Here is a 21,409-nt window from a genome sequence, read left to right as displayed (position 1 = left end):
CAATAAGGGCTATAGGTGACCGAAATCTGGTTGGAATAGAGAAAGTGGTAACCAATGAGGACTATAGGTGACCGAAATCTGGTTAGAATAGAGAAAGTGGTAACCAATGTAGTCTATAGGTGACCGAGAGCTGGTTGGAATAGAGAAAGTGGTAACCAATAAGGGCTATAGGTGACCGAAATCTGGTTGGAATAGAGAAAGTGGTAACCAATGAGGACTATAGGTGACCAAAAACCTCTTGGAATATAAAAAGTGGTAACCAAGAAGCGTTCATATGACCTAAATCAAAGGAAAAATTAATAAGTGGTAAGCTAAAGCTTCCTTTTTTTTCTGTCATAGTTTTTAGGTATGGCACATAGCTTGTCTTAAGAAGGAAAGCTGTGAAAAGGGTGGTAGAATGGGATATATTATTGAAAATGCCAATATTCTAAAGGAAACTAAACTGTCAAAATCATCGCTGCTCATTGAGGGAAACCACATTGCTGCAAAACAAGATCGTATTCATCATAATAAATTAATAAAAATGAATGCGGACTCTTTTATCATGACCCCGTCTTACGTATTTTTAGATACTTGCATACCTCTCAAAGCCTCCTTTCAGGAATTTCGAAAATACATGATTGAGAATTTCCTTTTGAAAGGATGTACCACAATACTTACCTACATTTCGATAACCTACGAAAGTGAATTAACAGAAAAGATAAAAGAAACAAAAACAGCACTCATGAGCAGTCCAATCGATTTTCTCATTAGTGTAAAAATTCCGATGCGCCTATTAACTCCCTCATTTATTAGGAAATGTAAGAAAGAAAGAGTTCCAGCAATCTTTATCGATATTGTGGATCCCGATGATTTAATAAAAATTCCATGGGGTTGGATAAAGGAGGCACTTTTTCCGTATAATTGTCCACTTGTTCCAATAATTTCTAATGATTTAAAGAAGGAAGCTAGAAGGGCTTTGTCGAAATGGAAGGTTATAATAGAAAATGAAAAAATTCCTGCAATCCTCGAGGAAATGAAAGAGAATCAGCCATTATCTGTTCTAGTATTAAATAAACTAGGTTTATATCCTCAAAAAGCAAGTTTATTACACGGAGCAGAAGTAAGCTATAATTTATATCTTAAAGCTAGAGAAATCATGAATGTTGATGAAGTGGAATTATTTCATTATCATAGTGATAGACTTGTAGTTACAGTTAACAAGGGTAAAGTAGTACGTGCAGGGGAAGAAGTTTTATTTAAACCTGGATATGGAGAATATGTTAGGGTGAGAACTCCATCATTTTTTGCATTATAGTTAATCAAGGGAACCGAGAGGAAAGAGATAATGGACAGAGTGAATAAAATTATTACAATGTTGGAAAACGGTCAACATAATGAAGCCATAAATGAATATAATGTTGTATTAACCAAAGGTCAGCCCGATGAAAAATTCCTTCTTGCTGAAGAAATGTTCCAGTTTGGATTTTTAGCGGAATCAAAGGCGTTAGTTGAAAACCTATTAGCAATATATCCTGAAGAGGGTGAACTACTCGTCTTACTCGGGGAAATATTAGTGGATGCCGGTGATGAGGAACAAGCAATTCTTGAATTAGAAAAGATCTCTGAACACGACCCCAGCTTTGGACAATCTCTCTTGCTGTTAGCTGACTTATATCAAGTCCAAGGATTATACGAGGTATGTGAAAGAAAACTGCAGCTAGCAAAGGATATATTGCCAGATGAGGTCATCATTGATTTTGCACTTGGTGAACTCTACAGTGAACAAGGAGAAGTAACGAAGGCACTGAAATACTATGAGGCTGTCTTAAAGGAGTACCATGAGATTGCAGGTGTGAGTATTTACCAGCGAATAGCAGAGCTTCTAAGTGCCTCTGGAGAATTTGAGGAAGCATTAGCCTATTATGACAAAGCAATTGATGAAAAATTAGAGATTAATACACTATTTGGTTATGCCTTTACAGCACTTCAAGCAGGATATAATCGGACTGCAATCGAAAAGTTCGAGGAATTAAAAGGGCTTGACCCAGAATACCATTCCCTGTATTTACATCTCGCGAAGGCATACGAACGGGAAGAGGAACTTCAAAATAGTTTAAACGTTATTCAAGAAGGTATGAAGCAGGATGACTTTAATAAAGATTTATTTTTCTTCGGTGGCAAAATTGCCATTAAGCTGGCACAACCGGAACTGGCAGAACAATACTTCCGCGAGGCACTTGCATTGGATCCAGGATTTACTGAAGCAGCGTTAACCTTAAATAAGCTCTTCTTTCAACAAGAGAGAAATGAAGCAGTCATTGATCTGATATCACAGCTGGACTTCGTGGAAGATGAGGAGCCCCAACTCCAATGGGACGCTGCCCTTGCATACGATAAGTTAGAGGAATATTCCAATGCATTAGACAAATATGAAAGTGCATATACTTTTTTTAAGAATAATGAAGCATTTTTGAACGATTATGGTTATTTTTTAATTGAGGAAGGAAAAAACGACCTTGCTGCCGAAATTTTTAAACAGTTACAAAAAGGTGATCCAACAAATGGGGAATATTCTGATTTGCTTGACCGTCTAATAAGTAGAGAGAATTAATAAAAAAACTGAATATACAGAGGAGGGAAACTATCATATGGCAACCCCTGTTTCTGTCAACGAGAAAAAGGACTTTATTCGTTGGTTTTTAAATCATTATCAATTAAAAAGAAGAGAGTGTGTTTGGATTCTAAATTATTTAATGAGTCACGACCAATTAATGGAGAAGGTTCATTTTGTAGAACAAGCACAGTATTGTCCTCGCGGGCTGATCATGTCAACCCACTGCGTTGATAAAGTACCATTCCGCTTTTATAAAGAAAATGTTATGACAACTGATGCTGAAAAATCCTTTCATGATATTCGGTTAAATCGTGACGAAGATATTTTTATTCAATTAAACTTTCATGCTTCCAATCAAGCGCATCAATATGCTGCTGTATTAGAAGAAAATCCATTTGTTCCAAAACACCTTCAAGTAAATGAAAAAGACGGAATTGTAGCAGAACAATTTTTACTAAACAGCATTGAACGGTTTCAACGGGAAAAATTGCTTCAATTAATTGATGAAGCACTTGATAAGCAGGATAAAAAGGCTTTTCGTGCATTAACAGAGAAACTAAATCAACTAAAAGAAGCAGAGCAAAATGGAAGCTTGCGATAAGCAAGCTTCCATTTTGTTTGATTACTGAGTTTTTTCCTCTTTTACTTTTGATGTTTTATTTAATAAAATGATATGATAGAAGTAATAATGTGAAAATAGGTGGTGTCATAAATGAAGTGGGTTTCTAAGGATATAGAAACATATTTAACCGCAAAAGAATACGTGGATACTGCAGTCATCCCCTTGTATTCGGTTTCGTTTGGAAATGAAATGAAACACTCTGCCTCAAGCGCAGAATTTATTACGTTACTAACCAATTACCTTGAAAGACAATTTACTGGAAGAATAATGTTGGTTCCACCGTATACATACTTAAAAAATGATCAATATGAGGATATAATAAAAGGATTGAAGAAATGGGAAGAGAATATTGAAAAAAACGAATTTAAACATATCTTTTACATAACGTCTGAGATTGAATGGAAGAACTTTGAGGACGAGCTTGATGGTTCATTAATTTGGCTTCCATCCCTGCCGCTTGAGCATTTGGATGAATCACAAAAGATTTCAATGATTGAAAGCCAGGTTAAGCAGCTCTTAAGCCTTTTTACGCAAATATGGCATGAAAATTTGTAATTCTTTGCTGATTAACATGTTTTTAAAATAGTATGATATTGACCTAGGATTAAGATTGATATATCATGGTTATGTCCTAGTTTTATATGTGTTTAATTTATGTCCGATGGACTTAACTTGTGAATAGAGGGGGGATAAGCATGAGTAAGCATCGCGTATCAAGAAGACAATTTTTAAGCTACACTTTGACTGGTGTAGGGGGGTTTATGGCAGCAGGTATGTTAATGCCAATGGTTCGTTTTGCAATTGATCCAGTATTAACAGCTGAAGCAGGTGGAGATTTTATTGCAACTCCATTGAAAATTAAAGATATCACCACAGAACCACAACGAGTAGATTTCACTTTTGAACAAAAGGATGCTTGGTATACTTCGGAAGTAACAAATACTGCCTGGGTTTATAGGGATGAACAAGATAATATTATTGCCCTGTCTCCTGTATGTAAACACTTAGGTTGTACTGTTGGATGGGCAACAAGCAAAGATCATCCGGATCAATTCTTCTGTCCATGTCACTTTGGACGTTATACGAAGGATGGAACGAACGTTAAGGGTACTCCACCTATTGCACCACTGGATGTGTATCCATTAAAAGAAAAAGACGGTTTACTTTATTTAGGAAAAGCTGAACCACGGACGAAGGAGGCGTAATCATTGTTAAACAAAATTTACGATTGGGTAGATGAACGTTTAGATATTACGCCTTTGTGGCGCGATATCGCAGATCATGAAGTCCCTGAGCATGTTAATCCGGCGCATCATTTTTCTGCGTTCGTTTATTGCTTTGGCGGTTTAACGTTTTTTGTTACAGTTATTCAAATTCTTTCTGGTATGTTCTTAACTATGTATTATGTACCAGATATCAAAAACGCGTGGGAGTCTGTATTCTATCTTCAAAACGAGGTAGCTTTCGGACAAATCGTGCGCGGTATGCATCACTGGGGTGCTAGTTTAGTTATTGTAATGATGTTCTTACATACATTACGCGTTTTCTTCCAAGGCGCTTATAAAAAACCACGTGAACTTAACTGGATTGTTGGAGTTCTAATTTTCTTCATCATGCTGGCGTTAGGTTTGACGGGTTATTTATTACCTTGGGATATGAAAGCGTTGTTCGCAACAAAAGTTACACTTCAAATTATTGAGGCAACACCGTTTATTGGTGTTTATGCAAAAACTTTACTTTCGGGCCATGAGACGATTGTTGGTGCTCAAACATTATCTCGTTTCTTTGCGATTCACGTGTTCTTCTTACCTGCTGCATTATTTGGATTAATGGCAGCTCATTTCATGATGATTCGTAAACAGGGTATTTCTGGACCACTATAATACTCATATTTGATTCCGAACTATTTTTAATTTGCGAATAAAGGAGGGGGATTGTTCGATGCATCGCGGTAAAGGAATGAAGTTCGTAGGTGACTCACGTGTATTGGCGCCTGAGGCTCGTACGAAAACAAATATTCCGAAAGATTACTCAGAATACCCTGGTAAAACAGAGGCATTTTGGCCTAACTTCCTTTTGAAAGAATGGTTGGTAGGTGCAGTATTTCTTGTCGGCTTTCTATGTTTAACAGTTGCACATCCGAGTCCACTTGAAAGGATTGCGGATCCATCAGATACAGGTTATGTACCAATGCCAGACTGGTATTTCTTATTCTTATACCAATTACTAAAGTATGAATATGCAGCAGGACCTTATACAGTAATTGGTGCTATGGTTATCCCTGGACTAGCTTTTGGAGCATTATTATTAGCTCCATTCCTCGATCGTGGACCAGAACGGAAACCAAGCAAGCGTCCGTTGGCAACTGGATTTATGCTATTAGCGTTAGCCGCAATTACATTTTTAACATGGCAGGGTGCTTCTACCCATGATTGGGAAGCTGCAAAAGAATATGGAAAAATTGTTGCAGACGTTGAAATTGATAAAACATCTGAAGAATATAAGATTGCTTCAGACAATACATGTATCACGTGTCACGGCGATAGCTTCCAGGGTGGTGCTGGTGCGCCTACTTTAATCGAAACTGGATTATCTGCTGATGAAATTGCAAAAATTGCAAAAGAAGGTACAGGAACTATGCCACCTGGAGTCTTTAAAGGTGATGATGATCAGCTTAAAAAGCTTTCTGAATACATCTCTGGTTTAGGTGAAAAATAAAGGGTTTTTAAAAAGCTGACGGATTTTCGTCAGCTTTTATTATTAAAAAAGAAAGGAGGAATAGTAAATGAAATGGATTTATCCTCTCTTGGCTAACAGGTCTTTTTTATGGCTTTTGCTTGTAGTTAATATTGCAGGAACAGTCTATGGGTATGTGTGGTATGGCTGGCAGTTAAAAGAAACTCCACCTATTTTTCTTGTGTTTGTACCTGATAGCCCTACTGCTAGTTTGTTTTTTGTCTTTGTTCTAGTGGCGTTTCTATTGAAACAGAATTGGCCGCTTATGGAAGCACTAGCAATTGTTACTTTATTTAAGTATGGAATATGGGCTGTAGTAATGAATCTCCTAGTCTTTTCCGCTCAAGGAGAGCTGGATTGGATTGGCGTTATGTTAATTTTTTCTCATTTTGCTATGGCAGTCCAAGCATTATTGTACGCCCCCTTCTATCGTTTTAAATGGTGGCATTTGATTGTCACAGCTATTTGGACTTTACATAATGATGTGATCGATTATGTCTTTTTCATGCTCCCTCGATACCACATGTTAGATGAATTTATACCTCAAATTGGTTATTTTACTTTTTGGCTATCGATCTTGGCAGTAGGGATTGGTTATTATTTTGTAATACGCCCCAATCGATTTAAACTTGATATTAAATAACTAGAACTAAAATAGTTTTTGATAGGTTAAAAGATGGTCTAACCTTGTCCACCCCCTCATACATTTTAATAGTAATGATAGGGGGGACAAGGTTTGAAGTATAAATGGTTTCTATTAATTTTAATTGTCATTATGCTTACTCCCATGACGGTTAGTGCGAATACGCACACGCCGATAGAGAAGCTTGATAATATCTCTGATGAAGCACTTCAAATGATAAAATTTCAGAGATACGAAGATGGCAAAAAGCTATTGAGTTATTTTTCAGAGCAATTCACTGACATCTCCAGCAAAGAACATCCTTTTACTATGGATGAATTAAGAATTATTACTGTATCTCATGATGAGGCAATGGAGGCTGCAGTAAGCGCGAATATGGCATACGAGGAAAGAGTCCAAAGACTCACGAAGTTTCGTCTAGTGGTGGACGCTATCGCTACTAGCCATCAACCGTTATGGACAGAAATGAAGAGCCAAATTTTAACTGCTTTCCAGGAAGCGAGAGAAGCCGCTAGCACAGGTGATTCTGCACATTTTCACTCTAATTTCAATAATTTTATGGCCTTATACAACGTTATTTATCCAAGTATGAAAATTGATGTTTCAGCAGAAAATATTCAAAGAATAGATGCACGAATCAATTTTATTGATGAATATCGTTCAGAGGTTGTTAATAACGTAAAAAGCCAACAGGAATTAGAAGGTCTAGAAATGGATTTAAAGAATCTATTTGAAAACATGGATGAGGATGAGGCTGACCCCTCACTATGGTGGGTAATCATTTCCACAGGAAGCATTATCATTTTAACTCTTTCTTATGTGGGCTGGAGAAAATATCAGGGCGAAAAGGATATGCGAAAAAACCGTTCTAGAGTTCATAAGGATTAAGTTTGAACTTCAGCAAAGATAAAAACACCTTTAGAGTATTGGAGGTTCAAAATGGGAATCTTAATTTATTTTCTTATCATTATTTTAGTACCCCTATGGGCTCAATTTAGGGTTAAGGGTACTTTTGTAAAATATTCTCGTGTTGCAAATTCAACCTATCGTACAGGAGCAGAGGTAGCTAGGGAAGTGCTAAATTCAAACGGTCTTTTTAATGTAGGTGTCGAAGAGGGAAGAGGATTTTTAAGTGATCACTATGATCCAATGACGAAAACAGTAAGGTTATCTCCTGAAAATTATCGCGGTCATTCCATAGCTTCTACTGCCATTGCAGCACATGAGTGTGGGCATGCCCTACAAGATGCACAACGATATGCTTTTTTACGCTTTCGCCATGCTTTAGTTCCAGTTGCGAATATTGGTTCAAACTTTTCGTGGGTACTTGTTCTAATTGGGATCTTTTTTCAAATGAGCGGGCTGTTGTTAGCAGGAATCGTATTTATGGCAGCTGCTGTTCTTTTTCAAGTTATTACTTTACCAGTTGAATTTAATGCCTCCAATCGTGCAATGGACCAAGTCGTTTCTTTAGGATTAATCCGCAATGTGGAAGAGCGAGATGCAAGGAAGGTATTAAATGCAGCTGCATTAACATACGTGGCAGCAGCTGCTGTAGCTGTTTTAGAGTTAATAAGGCTAGTCCTCATTTTTACAGGTATGAATAGAAGTAATGAATAAAAGCAATGTCCAGATGGACATTGCTTTTCTAAATTTCAATCGGTTTTTTGTTTTCATCTAGTGTAAAACCTTCTCCGTGGACATCATGGACAACGGTAACCGAAATAAATGCATGTGGATCAACCGAGGTAACTAAATTTTTCAAACGTACAATCTCGTTCTTAGCTACGACACAGTATAAAACTTCTCGTTCTATTTTTGTAAAAGAACCATATCCCTTAAGAACGGTCACGCCCCGTTCCATTTCTTCCATAATTTTGTTCGCAATATCTTCATTTCTTTCAGAAACAATCATCGCACCTCTTGCAGTATAGGCACCTTCTTGAATAAAATCAATCACTCTAGCCCCAATAAATACAGCAACCAGGGTATACATTGCCTGTTTGTAATTAAGATAGGTAAGAACAGAAGCCCCAATTACACAAATGTCGAAAATAAACATTGTTTTTCCCATGCTCCAACCTGCATATTTCTGGACAAGTCGTGCAATGATATCGACTCCACCTGTCGTTCCACCATAACGAAAGATAATTCCTAATCCAATTCCAAGGAAAACACCTGCAAATAATGCAGCCAGTGTTAAGTCATCCTTCAGTGGCATGTTGATAGAATATCGTTGGAAAATCCATAAAAATACGGAGAGACCAACTGTCCCGAGAATGGTATAAATAAAAGCGTTTCTTCCAAGTAACTTCCAACCTATAAAAAAGAGTGGGATATTTAATAGTAAGTTTGTATAAGATGGATCCCATTTGAACATGAAGTAAAGAAGAAGGGTTATACCTGTAAAACCGCCTTCGGCAAGTTTATTCTGCATATTAAAATTGACAAGTCCAAATGACATAATCGCAGTTCCAATTAAAATAAATAAAACATTTTTCATTTTAAGTCCAAATATCACGATTTTTCCTCCTCTTCCAAAATATCCCCCAACCAGCGTTTTTTATTATAGCGAATAAACAATTGAAGAGCAATTTTGAGCAGGAAAGTTTATACTTAAAACAATAATATTTGTAAAACTAACCTATTTTAGCTAATGTATTTAGTAGAAGTTTTGTAATTAGTAAAAGAGGTGAATGTGTGTGGTCAATGGGAAATCTATCAAAGACCTGCAGAAGGAAGTAGATACATACATAAGTCAATTTAAAGAGGGGTATTTTAGCCCCCTGGCGATGGTAGCTCGGCTTACGGAAGAGCTAGGTGAGCTTGCTAGAGAAGTCAATCATTATTATGGTGAGAAGCCGAAGAAATCTAGCGAAACCGAAAAGGCTATTGAGGAGGAGCTAGGAGACCTTCTTTTTGTCATCATCTGCTTGGCTAATTCATTAAATATTGACTTGGAAGAGGCACACGATTATGTCATGAATAAATTTAATACCAGGGACAAGGATCGCTGGACTAGGATTGAAAATAAAAATGTGGAGTGAAAGTGAATGGATACGGTAAAAATTATTATTGCGGGACCACGTGGACGTATGGGAAGCGAAGCAGTCAAAATGGTAAGCAATACTGAACATTTTGAATTAATGGCAGTAGTTGACCATAAACACGAGGGTCACATGTTAAGTGACTTAGAAGGTTTCCATACTATAAGTAATGTCCCCATTTATTCAACCATTGAGAAGTGCCTGCAAAATGTTGAGTGTGATGTATTAATTGACCTAACTACACCAGAGGTGGGTATGCATCATGCCAGAACAGCACTTCATTATAATGTGAGACCTGTTGTAGGAACCACTGGGTTTACGAAAGCAGACTTAGAAGAGTTGGAGCGTATATGTAAGGAAAAGAAACTAGGTTGTATTATTGCACCAAATTTTGCCCTTGGCGCTGTGTTAATGATGAAGTTTTCACAAATGGCAGCAAAATATTTTAATGATATCGAAATAATCGAACTGCACCATGATCAAAAACTTGACGCTCCATCAGGCACTGCTGTTAAAACTGCTGAAATGATGGCGGCTGTAAGAGATTTTAAACAGCAGGGCCATCCTGATGAGAAAGAAACAATTAGTGGTGCAAGGGGTGGAGAGTTTAACGGAATGCACATTCACTCAGTGAGACTGCCAGGACTAGTGGCTCATCAACAGGTTTTATTTGGTTCAGATGGTCAAACGTTATCGATACGTCATGATTCCTATAATCGCACGTCCTTTATGTCTGGTGTGAAGATAGCAGTTGAGACGGTAATGAAGCAAGATCTTTTTGTTTATGGACTTGAAAATATTCTAGAATAGGAGCACAACCATGAATATAGCCTTAATCGCACATGATAATAAAAAGAATGATCTTGTTCAATTTGCAACAGCATATCAAACTATTTTTTCAAAGCACACACTTTTTGCGACAGGAACTACAGGGCTCAGAATTCAAGAGGCAACTGGATTACCAATTACAAGATTTCAATCAGGTCCTCTAGGGGGAGATCAGGAAATCGGAGCAATGATTGCAAAAAATAAAATGGATGTGATTTTCTTTTTTCGGGATCCGCTAACTGCTCAGCCGCATGAACCAGATGTAACAGCACTTGTCCGCCTCTGTGACGTGTACTCTATTCCGCTTGCTACCAACATGGGGACTGCGGAACTATTGATTAGAGGTTTAGATGAGGGCTTCTTAGAATGGAGAAATATTGTCCACGAGACCGGTGAAAGTGATGAGCGATAAGCCCTTACATATATTAGCGTTCGGTGCTCATGCTGATGATGTGGAAATCGGTATGGGAGGAAGTATTGCAAAACTGACAGCAAGTGGAAAAAGGATAGGGATTTGTGATTTAACAGACGCGCAACTGTCTTCAAACGGGACCATCGAATTAAGGAAACAGGAAGCAAAGAACGCTGCTGAAATATTGGGAGTATCTAAAAGAATGTCATTAGCATTACCCGACAGGGGACTCCTTCTACAAGAGGAATTCATAAGGAAGATTGCTGCCGTAATTAGAAGATATCAACCCCAAATTGTCTTTGCTCCCTACATTGAAGACCGCCACCCTGATCATGGGAACTGCACCCGCCTTGTGGAAGAGGCGGTCTTTTCTGCGGGAATAAGAAAATATCAAACAGAAGGTACCCAAGCACCCCACAAGGTTTCAAAAGTATATTTCTATATGATAAATGGCTTCCATAAGCCAGATTTCACCATCGATATCACTGATACGATGGAGCATAAAATTGCATCCTTGAGGGCCTATAAAAGCCAATTTGAACAAACAGAAAATAGCGTCGAAACACCACTTGTAAATGGGTATATTGAAGCAGTTGAAGCAAGAGAAAGATTATTTGGTCAACAAGTTGGTGTTAATTTTGCAGAAGGTTTTAAATCAAAGGTGCCAATCCTCTTGAATCGTGACTTGATTGGAGATTAAAAATGAGGAAACTTAAAATTGGAATTACCTGTTATCCCACGGTTGGTGGTTCAGGAGTCGTAGCGACAGAATTAGGAAAAATGCTGGCTGAGAAAGGTCATGAAATTCATTTTATCTCATCCAGTATTCCCTTTAGACTTAATAGAATTTATCATAATATTTTTTATCATCAGGTTGAAGTAAATCAATACTCTGTTTTTCAATATCCACCCTATGATATTGCTTTAGCTAGTAAAATGGCAGAGATTGCTAACAGAGAGAATCTAGACATTCTCCATGTTCATTATGCAATTCCACATGCAGTTTGTGCCATATTAGCTAAACAAATGTCCAAGGTGGATGTAAAGATTGTTACGACTCTGCATGGGACAGATATAACTGTTTTAGGGTACGATCCATCTCTATCGGAAGCCATCAAATTTGGAATAGAAAAATCTGATGTTGTTACGGCTGTTTCAAGATCTTTAATTGAACAGACTCACGAACTAATTAAGCCCGACCAACAAATTGAAACGGTCTATAACTTTATTGATGATAGAATTTATCAAAAAAGAGATGCAAACCATTTAAAGAAAGAATTTGGGATTAAAGATGACGAAAAAGTTGTCATCCATGTTTCTAATTTTCGACCAGTTAAACGAGTTCAGGATGTTGTAAAAACGTTCGCAAGAATTTCAGCAGCTATGCCAGCAAAATTATTGCTGGTAGGTGATGGTCCCGAAATGACGCCTGTTTGCAGGTTAGTGAAAAAATTAGGGTTAACAGATAAAGTTCATCTCCTTGGAAAACAGGAAAACCTTGATGAATTGTATTCAATCAGTGATTTAAAGCTTTTATTATCGGAAAAGGAAAGCTTTGGGCTGGTGGCGCTTGAGGCAATGGCCTGTGGTGTTCCATGTATTGGCACGAATGTTGGAGGAATGCCTGAAGTCATTGAGCATGGGAAAACAGGATACATTTGTGAATTGGGGGATATAGACGATATTTCTACAAAGGCAATCCTACTATTAAGTGATCAACAAATTCATCAGCAATTTGCTGTAAACGGAGTTGCTGTTGTTAATACAAAATTTAGAGCCGAACAAATTGTCGGACAATATGAGCGATTATATCTTAAGCTCTTAAATTAAGGGTGATTTGAATGAAGGAGCCTTTTTTAGCGGCTGTACCAGTTTTAAAAAAGTTGGAGTCTGCTGGTTTTGAAGCTTATTTTGTAGGAGGATCTGTTAGAGATTTCTTGTTAAATAAGGAAATAAACGACGTGGATATTGCAACTTCTGCTACCCCCGAGGAAGTAAAGCGAATATTTTCTAAAACCGTTGATATTGGGATCGAGCATGGAACCGTTCTTGTTTTATATCAAAATCAATCATATGAAATTACAACCTTTCGAAGTGAAGCTGAATATGAGGATTATCGGAGGCCGAAGGAAGTCTCATTTATAAGAAACCTGATAGAGGATTTGCAGAGAAGAGATTTCACCATGAATGCGATAGCTATGGATAAAGACGGCAGCCTTATTGACCCCTTTAACGGACAAATATCAATAGATAATCAAATTATACAAACAGTTGGAAAAGCTGCAGATCGATTTCAAGAGGATGCTCTAAGAATGATGAGAGCTGTTCGTTTTTTAAGTCAGTTATCTTTCACAATTGAAAAAGAAACACTTAATGCACTCAAAGATTTGGTTCATTTACTTAGTAATATCGCAGTTGAACGAAAACAAACTGAGTTTGATAAATTACTGAGCGGTGTTAATCGAAAACAAGCCTTAGAACTAATTCTTCAAACAAATATTTATTCCTATTTACCTGGTTTATCGAATCAGGAGGATAGAATTAAATTAATGCTAAAGTACAAGCTTGAACGATTAACAACTCGTGAAATGTGGGCATTGCTTGTATACTGTCTGAAAATCGAAAAGAAGGCAGTAGAGGGATTTCTCAGAGGCTGGCGCATTCCATTGAAGGAAATTAGGGAGATTCAGGTTATTCTACATTACCTAGATAAGAGATTTAAAACGAGCTGGTCCTTATATGATTTATATACTGCAACCAAAGAAATTTTTGTATCTTCGGAGATTCTTTATCTTGTCATAAAAGGCATTGAGAATAATAATTCGATACAGCACTTTTTACAGATGTATGAACAACTACCAATAAAAGATCGTTCAGAAATGGACGTATCGGGTAATGACTTAATGGACTGGTTTAACAAAAGCGGTGGACCATGGGTGAAAGAGCTATTGTTTAAGGTTGAGCAAGCTATTTTAGAAGGAAACGTCGTTAATAATAAAAAAAACATAAAGGAGTGGCTGATGGAGTGCAATCACAACTAAGGAAAGACTTGCTTGATGCCTTTACAAATGCTGGGGAAGCCTACTTATCTGGGCAGCATATTGCAGAGTTAATTGGCTGCTCAAGAACGGCTGTCTGGAAGCATATTGAGGAGCTCCGTAAAGAAGGTTTTGAATTAGAAGCAGTACGACGAAAAGGATATCGGATAGTGAAAACACCTGAAAAAATAACAGCTAATGAATTAAGACTTGGATTAAAAACAAAATTCATTGGTAAAAACGTTCACTATGAGGAAAGTGTCGAATCAACGCAAAAAATTGCTCACCGTTTAGCCTATGATAATGCTCCTGAAGGAACAGTTATCATTGCTGAAGAACAACTATCTGGTCGAGGAAGAATGGATCGCAAATGGCATTCACCAAAGTATACAGGTATTTGGATGAGTATTATCCTAAGACCAAACATCTCACTGCCAAAAGCTCCACAATTAACCTTATTAGCAGCAGTGGCAATTGTTCAGGCAATTGAGGACCTTACTGGTTTGCTACCGGAAATCAAATGGCCAAATGATATCCTCATTAAAGGAAAAAAGGTTACAGGTATATTAACCGAGCTTGAAGCAGAAGCAGATCGCATTAATTCGATCATCATTGGTATCGGAATGAATGTTAATCAAACAAAAGAAGATTTTCCTAGTGAACTGCAGGGGATAGCCACATCAATCTTACTTGAAAAAGGCGAAAGAGTATCACGAGCTGACTTAATCAAGGGTATCTTTATGAATCTGGAAAAATTGTATCTATTATATTTGGAAGAAGGGTTCCTTCCTATTAAGCTTCTATGGGAAGGTTATGCCATTAGTATTGGCAGGAAGATTACAGCACGTACACTATCAAATTCCATTATTGGTAAAGCTCAAGGTATAACAGATGATGGAGTATTAATTATTGAAGATGAACATGGCAAAACACACCATGTTTATTCAGCGGATATAGAACTGTAAAGATTGCAGGTATTGATGAAAAGAATAGCTTGCGGTTTTCTGAGTTTTTTCTTATAATTCAAATAATGGGCGGTATCCTTGAGAGCTGCACCTGAAACTGTTTTTTACAATTAAAAAGGTTTCTGCCTAGATCCGTATAACGGACCGGGACAGAGGGATAGAACATGTAAAGAGTACCAAGATCCTCTGCCTTCAGATGGATCTTTTTATTTTTGCTCTTTTTTAATCCCCTCTTCCTACTAAAAAGGAGGGAATGTTGATGAAGCAAAGTACAGATTTCTTGAAAATGAAAGAAAATAAGGAAAAAATCGTCATGCTCACTGCTTATGATTACCCATCTGCTAAGCAGGCAGAACAGGCTGGAGTGGATTTGATTTTAGTAGGAGACTCTCTTGGTATGGTGGTACTTGGATACGATTCCACAGTGCCTGTGACGATGGAAGATATGATTCATCACACAAAAGCAGTAAAACGAGGTGCTAAGGACACGTTTATTGTCGTTGATATGCCGTTTTTAACCTATCATTTATCCATTAAGGATACTTTAGTTAATGCGGGTAGATTAATTCAAGAAACGGGTGCAAACGCTGTCAAGCTTGAGGGAGCAGATGAAGTATTAGAAAAGATATCAGCTCTTACAAAGGCAGGAATTCCAGTTTGCAGTCATCTAGGATTAACACCTCAATCTGTTGGCGTATTAGGCGGTTATAAAGTTCAAGGAAAAGACGCTAAAGGTGCAATGAAATTGCTAGAAGACGCCAAAAAATGTGAGGAAGCAGGGGCATTCTCTATAGTGCTTGAATGTGTACCTAAGCAGCTTGCAGATGAAGTATCAAAGAATGTATCCATTCCTATAATCGGAATTGGAGCAGGGGTTGATGTGGACGGTCAGGTACTCGTCTATCATGATATTTTAGGTTATGGTGTTGAGAGGGTGCCTAAGTTTGTAAAGCAATATTACTCCTTAAACCCGTTCATTATTGAATCTATACAAGCCTATGTAAAGGAAGTAAAGGCGGAACAGTTTCCTCAAGATAAGCACTCCTTTACGATGAAAGAACGAGAGCTTAGCGGACTTTACGGAGGATTAAAATGAGAGTCATAACCACGATTCAGGAAATGCAAACTGAAATAATAAAGCTGAAATCACAATCCAAATCAATAGGGTTTGTGCCAACTATGGGATTTTTACATGAAGGTCATTTAACACTATTAAAAAGAGCGAGATTAGATAATGATATTGTCGTTTTAAGTATTTTTGTAAATCCATTGCAATTTGGTCCAACAGAGGATTTTGCAACCTATCCTAGAGATTTTGCTAAAGATCAATCATTGGCTGAATGTGAAGGGGCAGACTTCCTTTTTTATCCTTCGGTTGAAGAAATGTATCCGCATTCTTCATCTGTTAGTGTAGTCGTTAACGAACGTACTGATGTTTTGTGCGGGAAATCTAGACCTGGTCATTTTGATGGTGTCGCTACTGTTCTAACAAAGCTATTTAATACTGTGATGCCAACAAGAGCATATTTTGGGAAAAAGGATGCCCAACAAGTTGCAGTAGTAGCGGGATTAATTACCGATTTCAATTTTCCAATTGAATTAATTCCTGTTGATATTGTCCGTGAAGAAGATGGACTTGCGAAAAGCTCTCGAAACGTTAATCTACTGCCTGAAGAAAGGCGCCAAGCTGTAGTTCTTTATAAAAGCTTAACCACCGCAAAAGAGACCATCGAGGGAGGGGAACGGAACCCTCAAACAATAAAGAATTTAGTCTCAAACATGATTCGTTCCGAAACCAACGGACTAATTGATTATGTAGAGATCTATTCTTATCCTCAGTTAAAAGCCTTGGAAAATATAGATGGTCCCTGTATCATTGCGCTTGCGGTTAAATTTTCAAAGGTTCGTTTAATAGATAATATCATCTTAGAGGTTAGCAAGGAAATTGGAGGAGTAAAATAATGTTTCGGCACATGATGAATGGAAAAATCCACCGTGCGACGGTAACGGAAGCGAATTTAAATTATGTTGGCAGTATTACCATCGATCAAGATTTACTAGATGCTGTTGGCATGGTTGCAAATGAAAAGGTTCAGATTGTAAATAATAATAATGGTGCAAGACTTGAAACGTATATCATCCCGGGGGAAAGAGGGAGCGGTGTGGTGTGCTTAAATGGAGCTGCAGCAAGACTTGTACAAAAAGGTGATATTGTTATTATCATTTCTTATGGCTTAGTGTCTGAAGAAAAAGTCCAAAGCCATCAACCTAAAGTGGCCATTATGGATGAACATAACAGGATAAAAGAACTGATTTATGCAGAACCTGCATTAACCATCATGTAAAGAATCCCCGTTTCCTGGGGATTTTTTCTTTTTCTTGATAATTATATATACTATAACGTAAGGTTTTCTTTTTCTTTTAGCTATTTTGTGATACCGTTTTAATGAAGGTTTGAGGTGTTATATAGAATGATAAATAAATTTGTTGTAGTGGATTTAGAAACTACGGGAAATAACCCCAAAAAAGGGGATAAAATAATCCAATTTGCCGCTGTGGTCATTGAAGACGGGAAAATCACGGAAAGCTTCTCATCTCTAATCAATCCCCAAAGATCAATCCCTGCTTTTATTGAAGAATTGACAGGCTTAGAGGATGAGATGGTAAAAGACGCTCCATTATTTACAGAAATAGCCCCAAAGGTTAATTCTTTATTAGAGGGTGCCTATTTCGTTGCTCATAATGTTTTATTTGACTTGTCCTTTTTACAGGAAGAATTAATTCAAGCCGGATTTGAAGGCTTCTACGGATCAGTCTTAGATACGGTAGAAATGGCGAGAATCATATTTCCTACTGCCGATGGCTATAAGCTATCTGACCTAGCAGTAAGAGAGGACCTGCAACATGACCGACCACATCAGGCAGATAGCGATGCTCAAGTTACCGCGGAGCTATTTCTTATTCTTGTAAATCGGTTATCTCAATTGCCGGAATTGACACTCCGTCAGCTATCGCAGCTTTCAGGAGGACTAAAAAGCGATTTACAACAATTGATTGATGAAATCATTTTAGAAATAGACCAAAGAAGTGGAAATTGGCACGAATCGCTTGAAATATGCAACAATACGCTTGCCTTGAAAAAAACTCAAAGTAATTCATCGCCAACTAGCAGGCATTATCAGGATGGTTACCACTATCCAACCAGCGAAGAAGAAAAAGTAGAGATGGTTAAAAATGGTTTTACGTCCTATGAAAAAAGAATAGGACAATTTCAAATGATGGATGGGGTTTACCATGCCTTTGATTCAGGTATGCATACTCTCATTGAGGCAGGAACGGGTGTGGGAAAATCTTTAGGATACCTGCTGCCTGTTGCTTATTTTGCTAAGCAGAACAGGCTCCCAGTTGTGGTAAGTACACATACCATTCAGCTACAAGAGCAAATCATTAATAATGAAATCCCATTATTAGCAAAGATCCTGCCTTTTGAGGTAAAGTCTGTTTTGTTAAAAGGGAGAAATCATTATATTAGCTTAGAGAAATTCGCCCTGTCTATATTGGAAGAAAATGATAATTACGATACCACATTAACCAAAATGCAAATTCTTGTCTGGCTTACTGAAACCAATACCGGAGATCGAGACGAATTGAATCTATCAAGCGGAGGCAATATTTTTTGGAATAAAATAAAGAATGAACAAACCATCTTTTCTATGAATAAACTTTGGCAGGAAAAAGATTTTTATTTACGAGCAAAAAACGAAGCACAGAATGCTGACATCATAATTACCAATCATTCACTGTTATTAAGTAACATATCAGCTGAAACTTCCCTATTGCCAAACTTTGATTATGCCATCATTGACGAAGGACATCATTTTGAGAAGGTTGCCAGTCAATACTTTGGTCGCTCATTAGACTACTTAACAACCCGTATGCTTTTAAGTCAGTTTGGTCAATATGAGCAACGACTTCTTTCTTATGAGCTAGAATTAATACTTGATTCATTAAAGGATAAAAGGGAGGAAGGACCCCAGACCGGGAAAATAAATCAACTAGTTGCAGACCTTTCCTACGAAATGGACGAGTTTTTTAAGCTAACAGCCCTTTATGCAAAATCTAATTCTGCAGAAAGAAGAGGCTTAAACCGAGCGAAGGTTCGTTTTTCACATGACACTGGCGGCAAAGAAAAAAATGCTCTCGTACATAGTGCCGAGAGGTTTGCCTTCCTACTGAAAGATTTACAGGCAGCAATATCTCAGCGATTAGAGATGATAAAGAAACATAAAGAATCACTAACAAATAAGCAAAAAGGAAAATTGGAAGAGATCATTTCCTTTAGAAATGAAATAGATGAGCTGAGAATTAACGTTCAAGATTGCTTTATTAAAGAATCGAATGATGTTAAATGGATAGAGATTGACTTCCGTTCACAACAGAATGTAACCACCTTCTATGCCCAGCCGGCGTTTGTTGCAGCTTCACTAAAGGAGAGGTTTTTTAGCATTAAGAAGGGGGTTGTCCTAACCTCGGCCACCCTTACAGTTAATCATTCGTTTGATTACATGATAAAAGAAATCGGGCTTGCCAAAAATACTACTTTGACAATGATGATCCCATCTCCTTTTGATTATAAAAATCAGGTTCAGCTTTTGATTCCTGAGGATTTGCCTGAGGTTAATGCAACAAGTCTTGAGGATTACGTCATTTCGATTACGGAGCACATCATTACCATTGCTGAGGCAACAAAGGGTAGAATGCTGATTCTCTTTACGGCACACGACATGTTAAAGAAAACCTATGAGCTTATAAAAGAAAGTGGATTCCTAAATGATTTTGCGATGATTGCACAAGGGATTACCAGTGGCAGCCGATCAAGACTAACGAGAAATTTCCAAAGGTATGATAAAGCAATTTTGCTAGGGACAAGCAGCTTCTGGGAGGGTGTAGATATCCCAGGGGAGGATTTATCCTGCTTAGTTATTGTCAGATTGCCATTTAGTCCACCTGACGAACCGCTGACTGAAGCCAAGTGTCAAGTAATCAAAGAGCAGGGTGGAAATGCCTTTACGGAGTATTCATTACCTGAAGCGATTCTCAGATTTAAACAGGGCTTTGGACGTCTTATCCGCACGGAAAAGGACCGTGGGATTATGATGGTCTTTGATAAAAGGATTATTACTACCAAATACGGTAAGGCTTTTCTGAAATCTATTCCAGCAGTACCCATGAAAAAAGGGAATATCGACGAGTTAGTTGAAATAATTTACAAATGGTTATAATGAATTTTGGAAAAATTACACATCCTAATAATATGGGAGGTATGTGTATGAAAAGTTTATTACTTGTGGCAGCAATCTTTTTTCAGATGACTTCGATTGGAAGTGCCTCTTCTTTTGGATATGGTAATGTTGAAAGTATCGATTTAAATTTGAAAGACCATGAGATTGCTGTTACTTTTTTTGGATTAGGTGACGGTGAAGCTACCCTTATTCAAGGCTCCAATGGAGAAAACATCTTGGTTAATACGGGTGGAGAAGAAACAAGTGAAGAATTACGAGAAATGCTCAAAACGTATGGTGTCAAGGAAGTTTCAACATTAATTATAACGAACCGTCAAAATCTTTTTGTTGACCAACTTACTCAAATCATTTCAAAATATAAAGTAAAGCAATTAATGTCAACACCTGAAATAGCTAACGAATTAGCAAATATGGCGGCACCCTTTACCGAAGTAAAAGTTATTCCATGGCAAGCAGGAACAACGCAAGTCCTATTCCCTGATTTGTCAGCAGAGGTTCTCTTTGCTGGAAGTGGAGAAAATGAAGGAATAGATTTCATGCTGCAGTTTTTTAAACATCGTCTTTTTCTCATGACTTCTTCAAGTCATCTTGTGGAAGAGAATTTATTAAAGAAAAATTTAGATGACATTACTATTTTTAAAGTGCCAAATTGGGCAAAGGAAAATTCGTTATCTGAGAAATTGATTCAATATGTTAATCCGCAAATATCGATCCTGTTTGAATCAGGACAGCATCAACCTGATCCTGAAATTATCTATGACTTGCAGGATACATGGTCTGAAGTCTTTTTTACCAAAAAGCATGGTACCATTACAATTAAATTTACTGAAAATAACTATGAAGTATTCACTTTTCCAGTAGAAAAGGAAGACTATAGCTGATATTATTGCTTTAGAGAGATAAAGGAGGAATACGATGGAATCAAAAATAGAAGTCCTCTCGACTGTTAAACTTCAGCATAGTCCGGACTTATACAAAATTGTTGATGCCCTTAATCGAACATTAAAACAACAGGACCTAATGTTTGGCTTGGCACTCGACCAAGAAGATCAAAGTAAAGCTATTTTTACCATTTATCGTACATAAAGATGTAAAGCGGAGGCGACTGTCCAACTTTGACCGACGCTTACAAGCCGGCACTGCAAATCCTGCACTTTGGATTTGTAGGGACGGATTGAAACGACCGAAAAGTTAGGAGCCGTAGCTAGAAGAAGTGGAG

24 protein-coding genes are annotated in these 21,409 nt (G+C 37.5%); 23 read left to right on the top strand and 1 reads right to left on the bottom strand.

The window, feature by feature from the left end; genetic code table 11:
- Positions 1 to 397 precede the first annotated feature (397 nt).
- From TR08_RS08300 to TR08_RS08255, 10 genes are all read left to right on the top strand, one after another.
- Positions 398 to 1,297 carry a hypothetical protein gene (locus tag TR08_RS08300; RefSeq protein WP_045517322.1) on the top strand — a complete coding sequence of 300 codons (900 nt, stop codon included), beginning with the start codon at positions 398 to 400 and terminating at the stop codon, positions 1,295 to 1,297.
- Between the two features lie 30 nt (positions 1,298 to 1,327).
- Positions 1,328 to 2,593, top strand: a complete 1,266-nt coding sequence (locus tag TR08_RS08295; RefSeq protein ID WP_045517321.1) for a tetratricopeptide repeat protein — start codon at positions 1,328 to 1,330, stop codon at positions 2,591 to 2,593.
- A gap of 37 nt (positions 2,594 to 2,630) precedes the next feature.
- The gene (locus TR08_RS08290) at positions 2,631 to 3,197 is read left to right on the top strand and encodes a ReoY family proteolytic degradation factor (RefSeq protein ID WP_045517320.1); all 567 of its coding nucleotides are present in this window, start codon (positions 2,631 to 2,633) and stop codon (positions 3,195 to 3,197) included.
- Between the two features lie 111 nt (positions 3,198 to 3,308).
- On the top strand, positions 3,309 to 3,773 hold the full coding sequence (locus TR08_RS08285) for a YpiF family protein (RefSeq protein ID WP_045517319.1): 465 nt from the start codon (positions 3,309 to 3,311) through the stop codon (positions 3,771 to 3,773).
- Between the two features lie 134 nt (positions 3,774 to 3,907).
- Entirely contained in the window at positions 3,908 to 4,423 is a 516-nt protein-coding gene (locus TR08_RS08280) for a ubiquinol-cytochrome c reductase iron-sulfur subunit (RefSeq protein ID WP_193747707.1), read from the top strand.
- A gap of 3 nt (positions 4,424 to 4,426) precedes the next feature.
- Positions 4,427 to 5,101 (top strand): menaquinol-cytochrome c reductase cytochrome b subunit, encoded by a 675-nt coding sequence (gene qcrB, locus TR08_RS08275; protein ID WP_045517317.1) that lies wholly within the window; start codon positions 4,427 to 4,429, stop codon positions 5,099 to 5,101.
- 58 nt (positions 5,102 to 5,159) lie between these two features.
- Positions 5,160 to 5,936: a menaquinol-cytochrome c reductase cytochrome b/c subunit gene (locus TR08_RS08270; protein ID WP_045517316.1), complete on the top strand. Its 777-nt coding sequence runs from the start codon at positions 5,160 to 5,162 to the stop codon at positions 5,934 to 5,936.
- A 67-nt stretch (positions 5,937 to 6,003) separates the two neighbouring features.
- Positions 6,004 to 6,597, top strand: a complete 594-nt coding sequence (locus TR08_RS08265) for a DUF1405 domain-containing protein (RefSeq protein WP_045517315.1) — start codon at positions 6,004 to 6,006, stop codon at positions 6,595 to 6,597.
- Positions 6,598 to 6,690: 93 nt separating this feature from the next.
- Positions 6,691 to 7,485, top strand: coding sequence for a sporulation protein YpjB (gene ypjB / locus TR08_RS08260; protein WP_238579109.1), 795 nt, complete (start codon positions 6,691 to 6,693; stop codon positions 7,483 to 7,485).
- A gap of 51 nt (positions 7,486 to 7,536) precedes the next feature.
- Positions 7,537 to 8,217 carry a zinc metallopeptidase gene (locus TR08_RS08255; protein WP_045517314.1) on the top strand — a complete coding sequence of 227 codons (681 nt, stop codon included), beginning with the start codon at positions 7,537 to 7,539 and terminating at the stop codon, positions 8,215 to 8,217.
- A gap of 28 nt (positions 8,218 to 8,245) precedes the next feature.
- Here the strand turns inward: TR08_RS08255 and TR08_RS08250 are convergent, their stop codons facing one another.
- Positions 8,246 to 9,118, bottom strand: coding sequence for a YitT family protein (locus TR08_RS08250; RefSeq protein ID WP_045517313.1), 873 nt, complete (start codon positions 9,116 to 9,118; stop codon positions 8,246 to 8,248).
- Positions 9,119 to 9,299: 181 nt separating this feature from the next.
- Here TR08_RS08250 and TR08_RS08245 point away from each other — a divergent pair, with 181 nt between their 5' ends.
- The 13 genes from TR08_RS08245 to TR08_RS30865 all read left to right on the top strand — a co-directional run bounded on the left by TR08_RS08245 (position 9,300) and on the right by TR08_RS30865 (position 21,276).
- Complete coding sequence (locus TR08_RS08245; protein ID WP_152597368.1) at positions 9,300 to 9,644, top strand: nucleotide pyrophosphohydrolase; 345 nt, start codon at positions 9,300 to 9,302, stop codon at positions 9,642 to 9,644.
- A gap of 6 nt (positions 9,645 to 9,650) precedes the next feature.
- On the top strand, positions 9,651 to 10,454 hold the full coding sequence (gene dapB, locus TR08_RS08240; RefSeq protein WP_045517311.1) for a 4-hydroxy-tetrahydrodipicolinate reductase: 804 nt from the start codon (positions 9,651 to 9,653) through the stop codon (positions 10,452 to 10,454).
- Positions 10,455 to 10,464: 10 nt separating this feature from the next.
- Positions 10,465 to 10,884, top strand: coding sequence for a methylglyoxal synthase (gene mgsA / locus TR08_RS08235; RefSeq protein ID WP_045517310.1), 420 nt, complete (start codon positions 10,465 to 10,467; stop codon positions 10,882 to 10,884).
- A complete protein-coding gene (gene bshB1, locus TR08_RS08230; protein WP_045517309.1) occupies positions 10,874 to 11,584 on the top strand; it encodes a bacillithiol biosynthesis deacetylase BshB1 in 711 nt (236 codons plus the stop codon). The genes mgsA and bshB1 overlap by 11 nt, the downstream gene beginning before the upstream one ends.
- A gap of 2 nt (positions 11,585 to 11,586) precedes the next feature.
- Positions 11,587 to 12,714 carry an N-acetyl-alpha-D-glucosaminyl L-malate synthase BshA gene (gene bshA / locus TR08_RS08225; protein ID WP_045517308.1) on the top strand — a complete coding sequence of 376 codons (1,128 nt, stop codon included), beginning with the start codon at positions 11,587 to 11,589 and terminating at the stop codon, positions 12,712 to 12,714.
- An 11-nt stretch (positions 12,715 to 12,725) separates the two neighbouring features.
- A complete protein-coding gene (locus TR08_RS08220) occupies positions 12,726 to 13,925 on the top strand; it encodes a CCA tRNA nucleotidyltransferase (protein ID WP_045517307.1) in 1,200 nt (399 codons plus the stop codon).
- Positions 13,910 to 14,887: a biotin--[acetyl-CoA-carboxylase] ligase gene (locus TR08_RS08215; RefSeq protein ID WP_081954402.1), complete on the top strand. Its 978-nt coding sequence runs from the start codon at positions 13,910 to 13,912 to the stop codon at positions 14,885 to 14,887. Before TR08_RS08220 ends, TR08_RS08215 begins: the two co-directional genes overlap by 16 nt.
- Before the next feature lie 259 nt (positions 14,888 to 15,146).
- Positions 15,147 to 15,983, top strand: coding sequence for a 3-methyl-2-oxobutanoate hydroxymethyltransferase (panB, locus tag TR08_RS08210; protein WP_045517305.1), 837 nt, complete (start codon positions 15,147 to 15,149; stop codon positions 15,981 to 15,983).
- On the top strand, positions 15,980 to 16,849 hold the full coding sequence (gene panC, locus TR08_RS08205) for a pantoate--beta-alanine ligase (RefSeq protein ID WP_045517304.1): 870 nt from the start codon (positions 15,980 to 15,982) through the stop codon (positions 16,847 to 16,849). Before panB ends, panC begins: the two co-directional genes overlap by 4 nt.
- Positions 16,849 to 17,232 (top strand): aspartate 1-decarboxylase, encoded by a 384-nt coding sequence (gene panD, locus TR08_RS08200; RefSeq protein ID WP_045517303.1) that lies wholly within the window; start codon positions 16,849 to 16,851, stop codon positions 17,230 to 17,232. Before panC ends, panD begins: the two co-directional genes overlap by 1 nt.
- Before the next feature lie 126 nt (positions 17,233 to 17,358).
- A complete protein-coding gene (gene dinG / locus TR08_RS08195; protein WP_045517302.1) occupies positions 17,359 to 20,169 on the top strand; it encodes an ATP-dependent DNA helicase DinG in 2,811 nt (936 codons plus the stop codon).
- A gap of 47 nt (positions 20,170 to 20,216) precedes the next feature.
- The gene (locus tag TR08_RS08190) at positions 20,217 to 21,071 is read left to right on the top strand and encodes a ComEC/Rec2 family competence protein (RefSeq protein WP_052427394.1); all 855 of its coding nucleotides are present in this window, start codon (positions 20,217 to 20,219) and stop codon (positions 21,069 to 21,071) included.
- Between the two features lie 34 nt (positions 21,072 to 21,105).
- Complete coding sequence (locus TR08_RS30865) at positions 21,106 to 21,276, top strand: YpmA family protein (protein WP_081954401.1); 171 nt, start codon at positions 21,106 to 21,108, stop codon at positions 21,274 to 21,276.
- The last annotated feature ends 133 nt before the right edge of the window (positions 21,277 to 21,409 follow it).

Source organism: Neobacillus niacini (assembly GCF_000759675.1).
Lineage (GTDB): Bacteria > Bacillota > Bacilli > Bacillales > Cytobacillaceae > Neobacillus > Neobacillus niacini_A.
The sequence above is the reverse complement of the archived record's forward strand: the minus strand, read 5'-3'. Positions and strand labels throughout refer to the sequence as shown.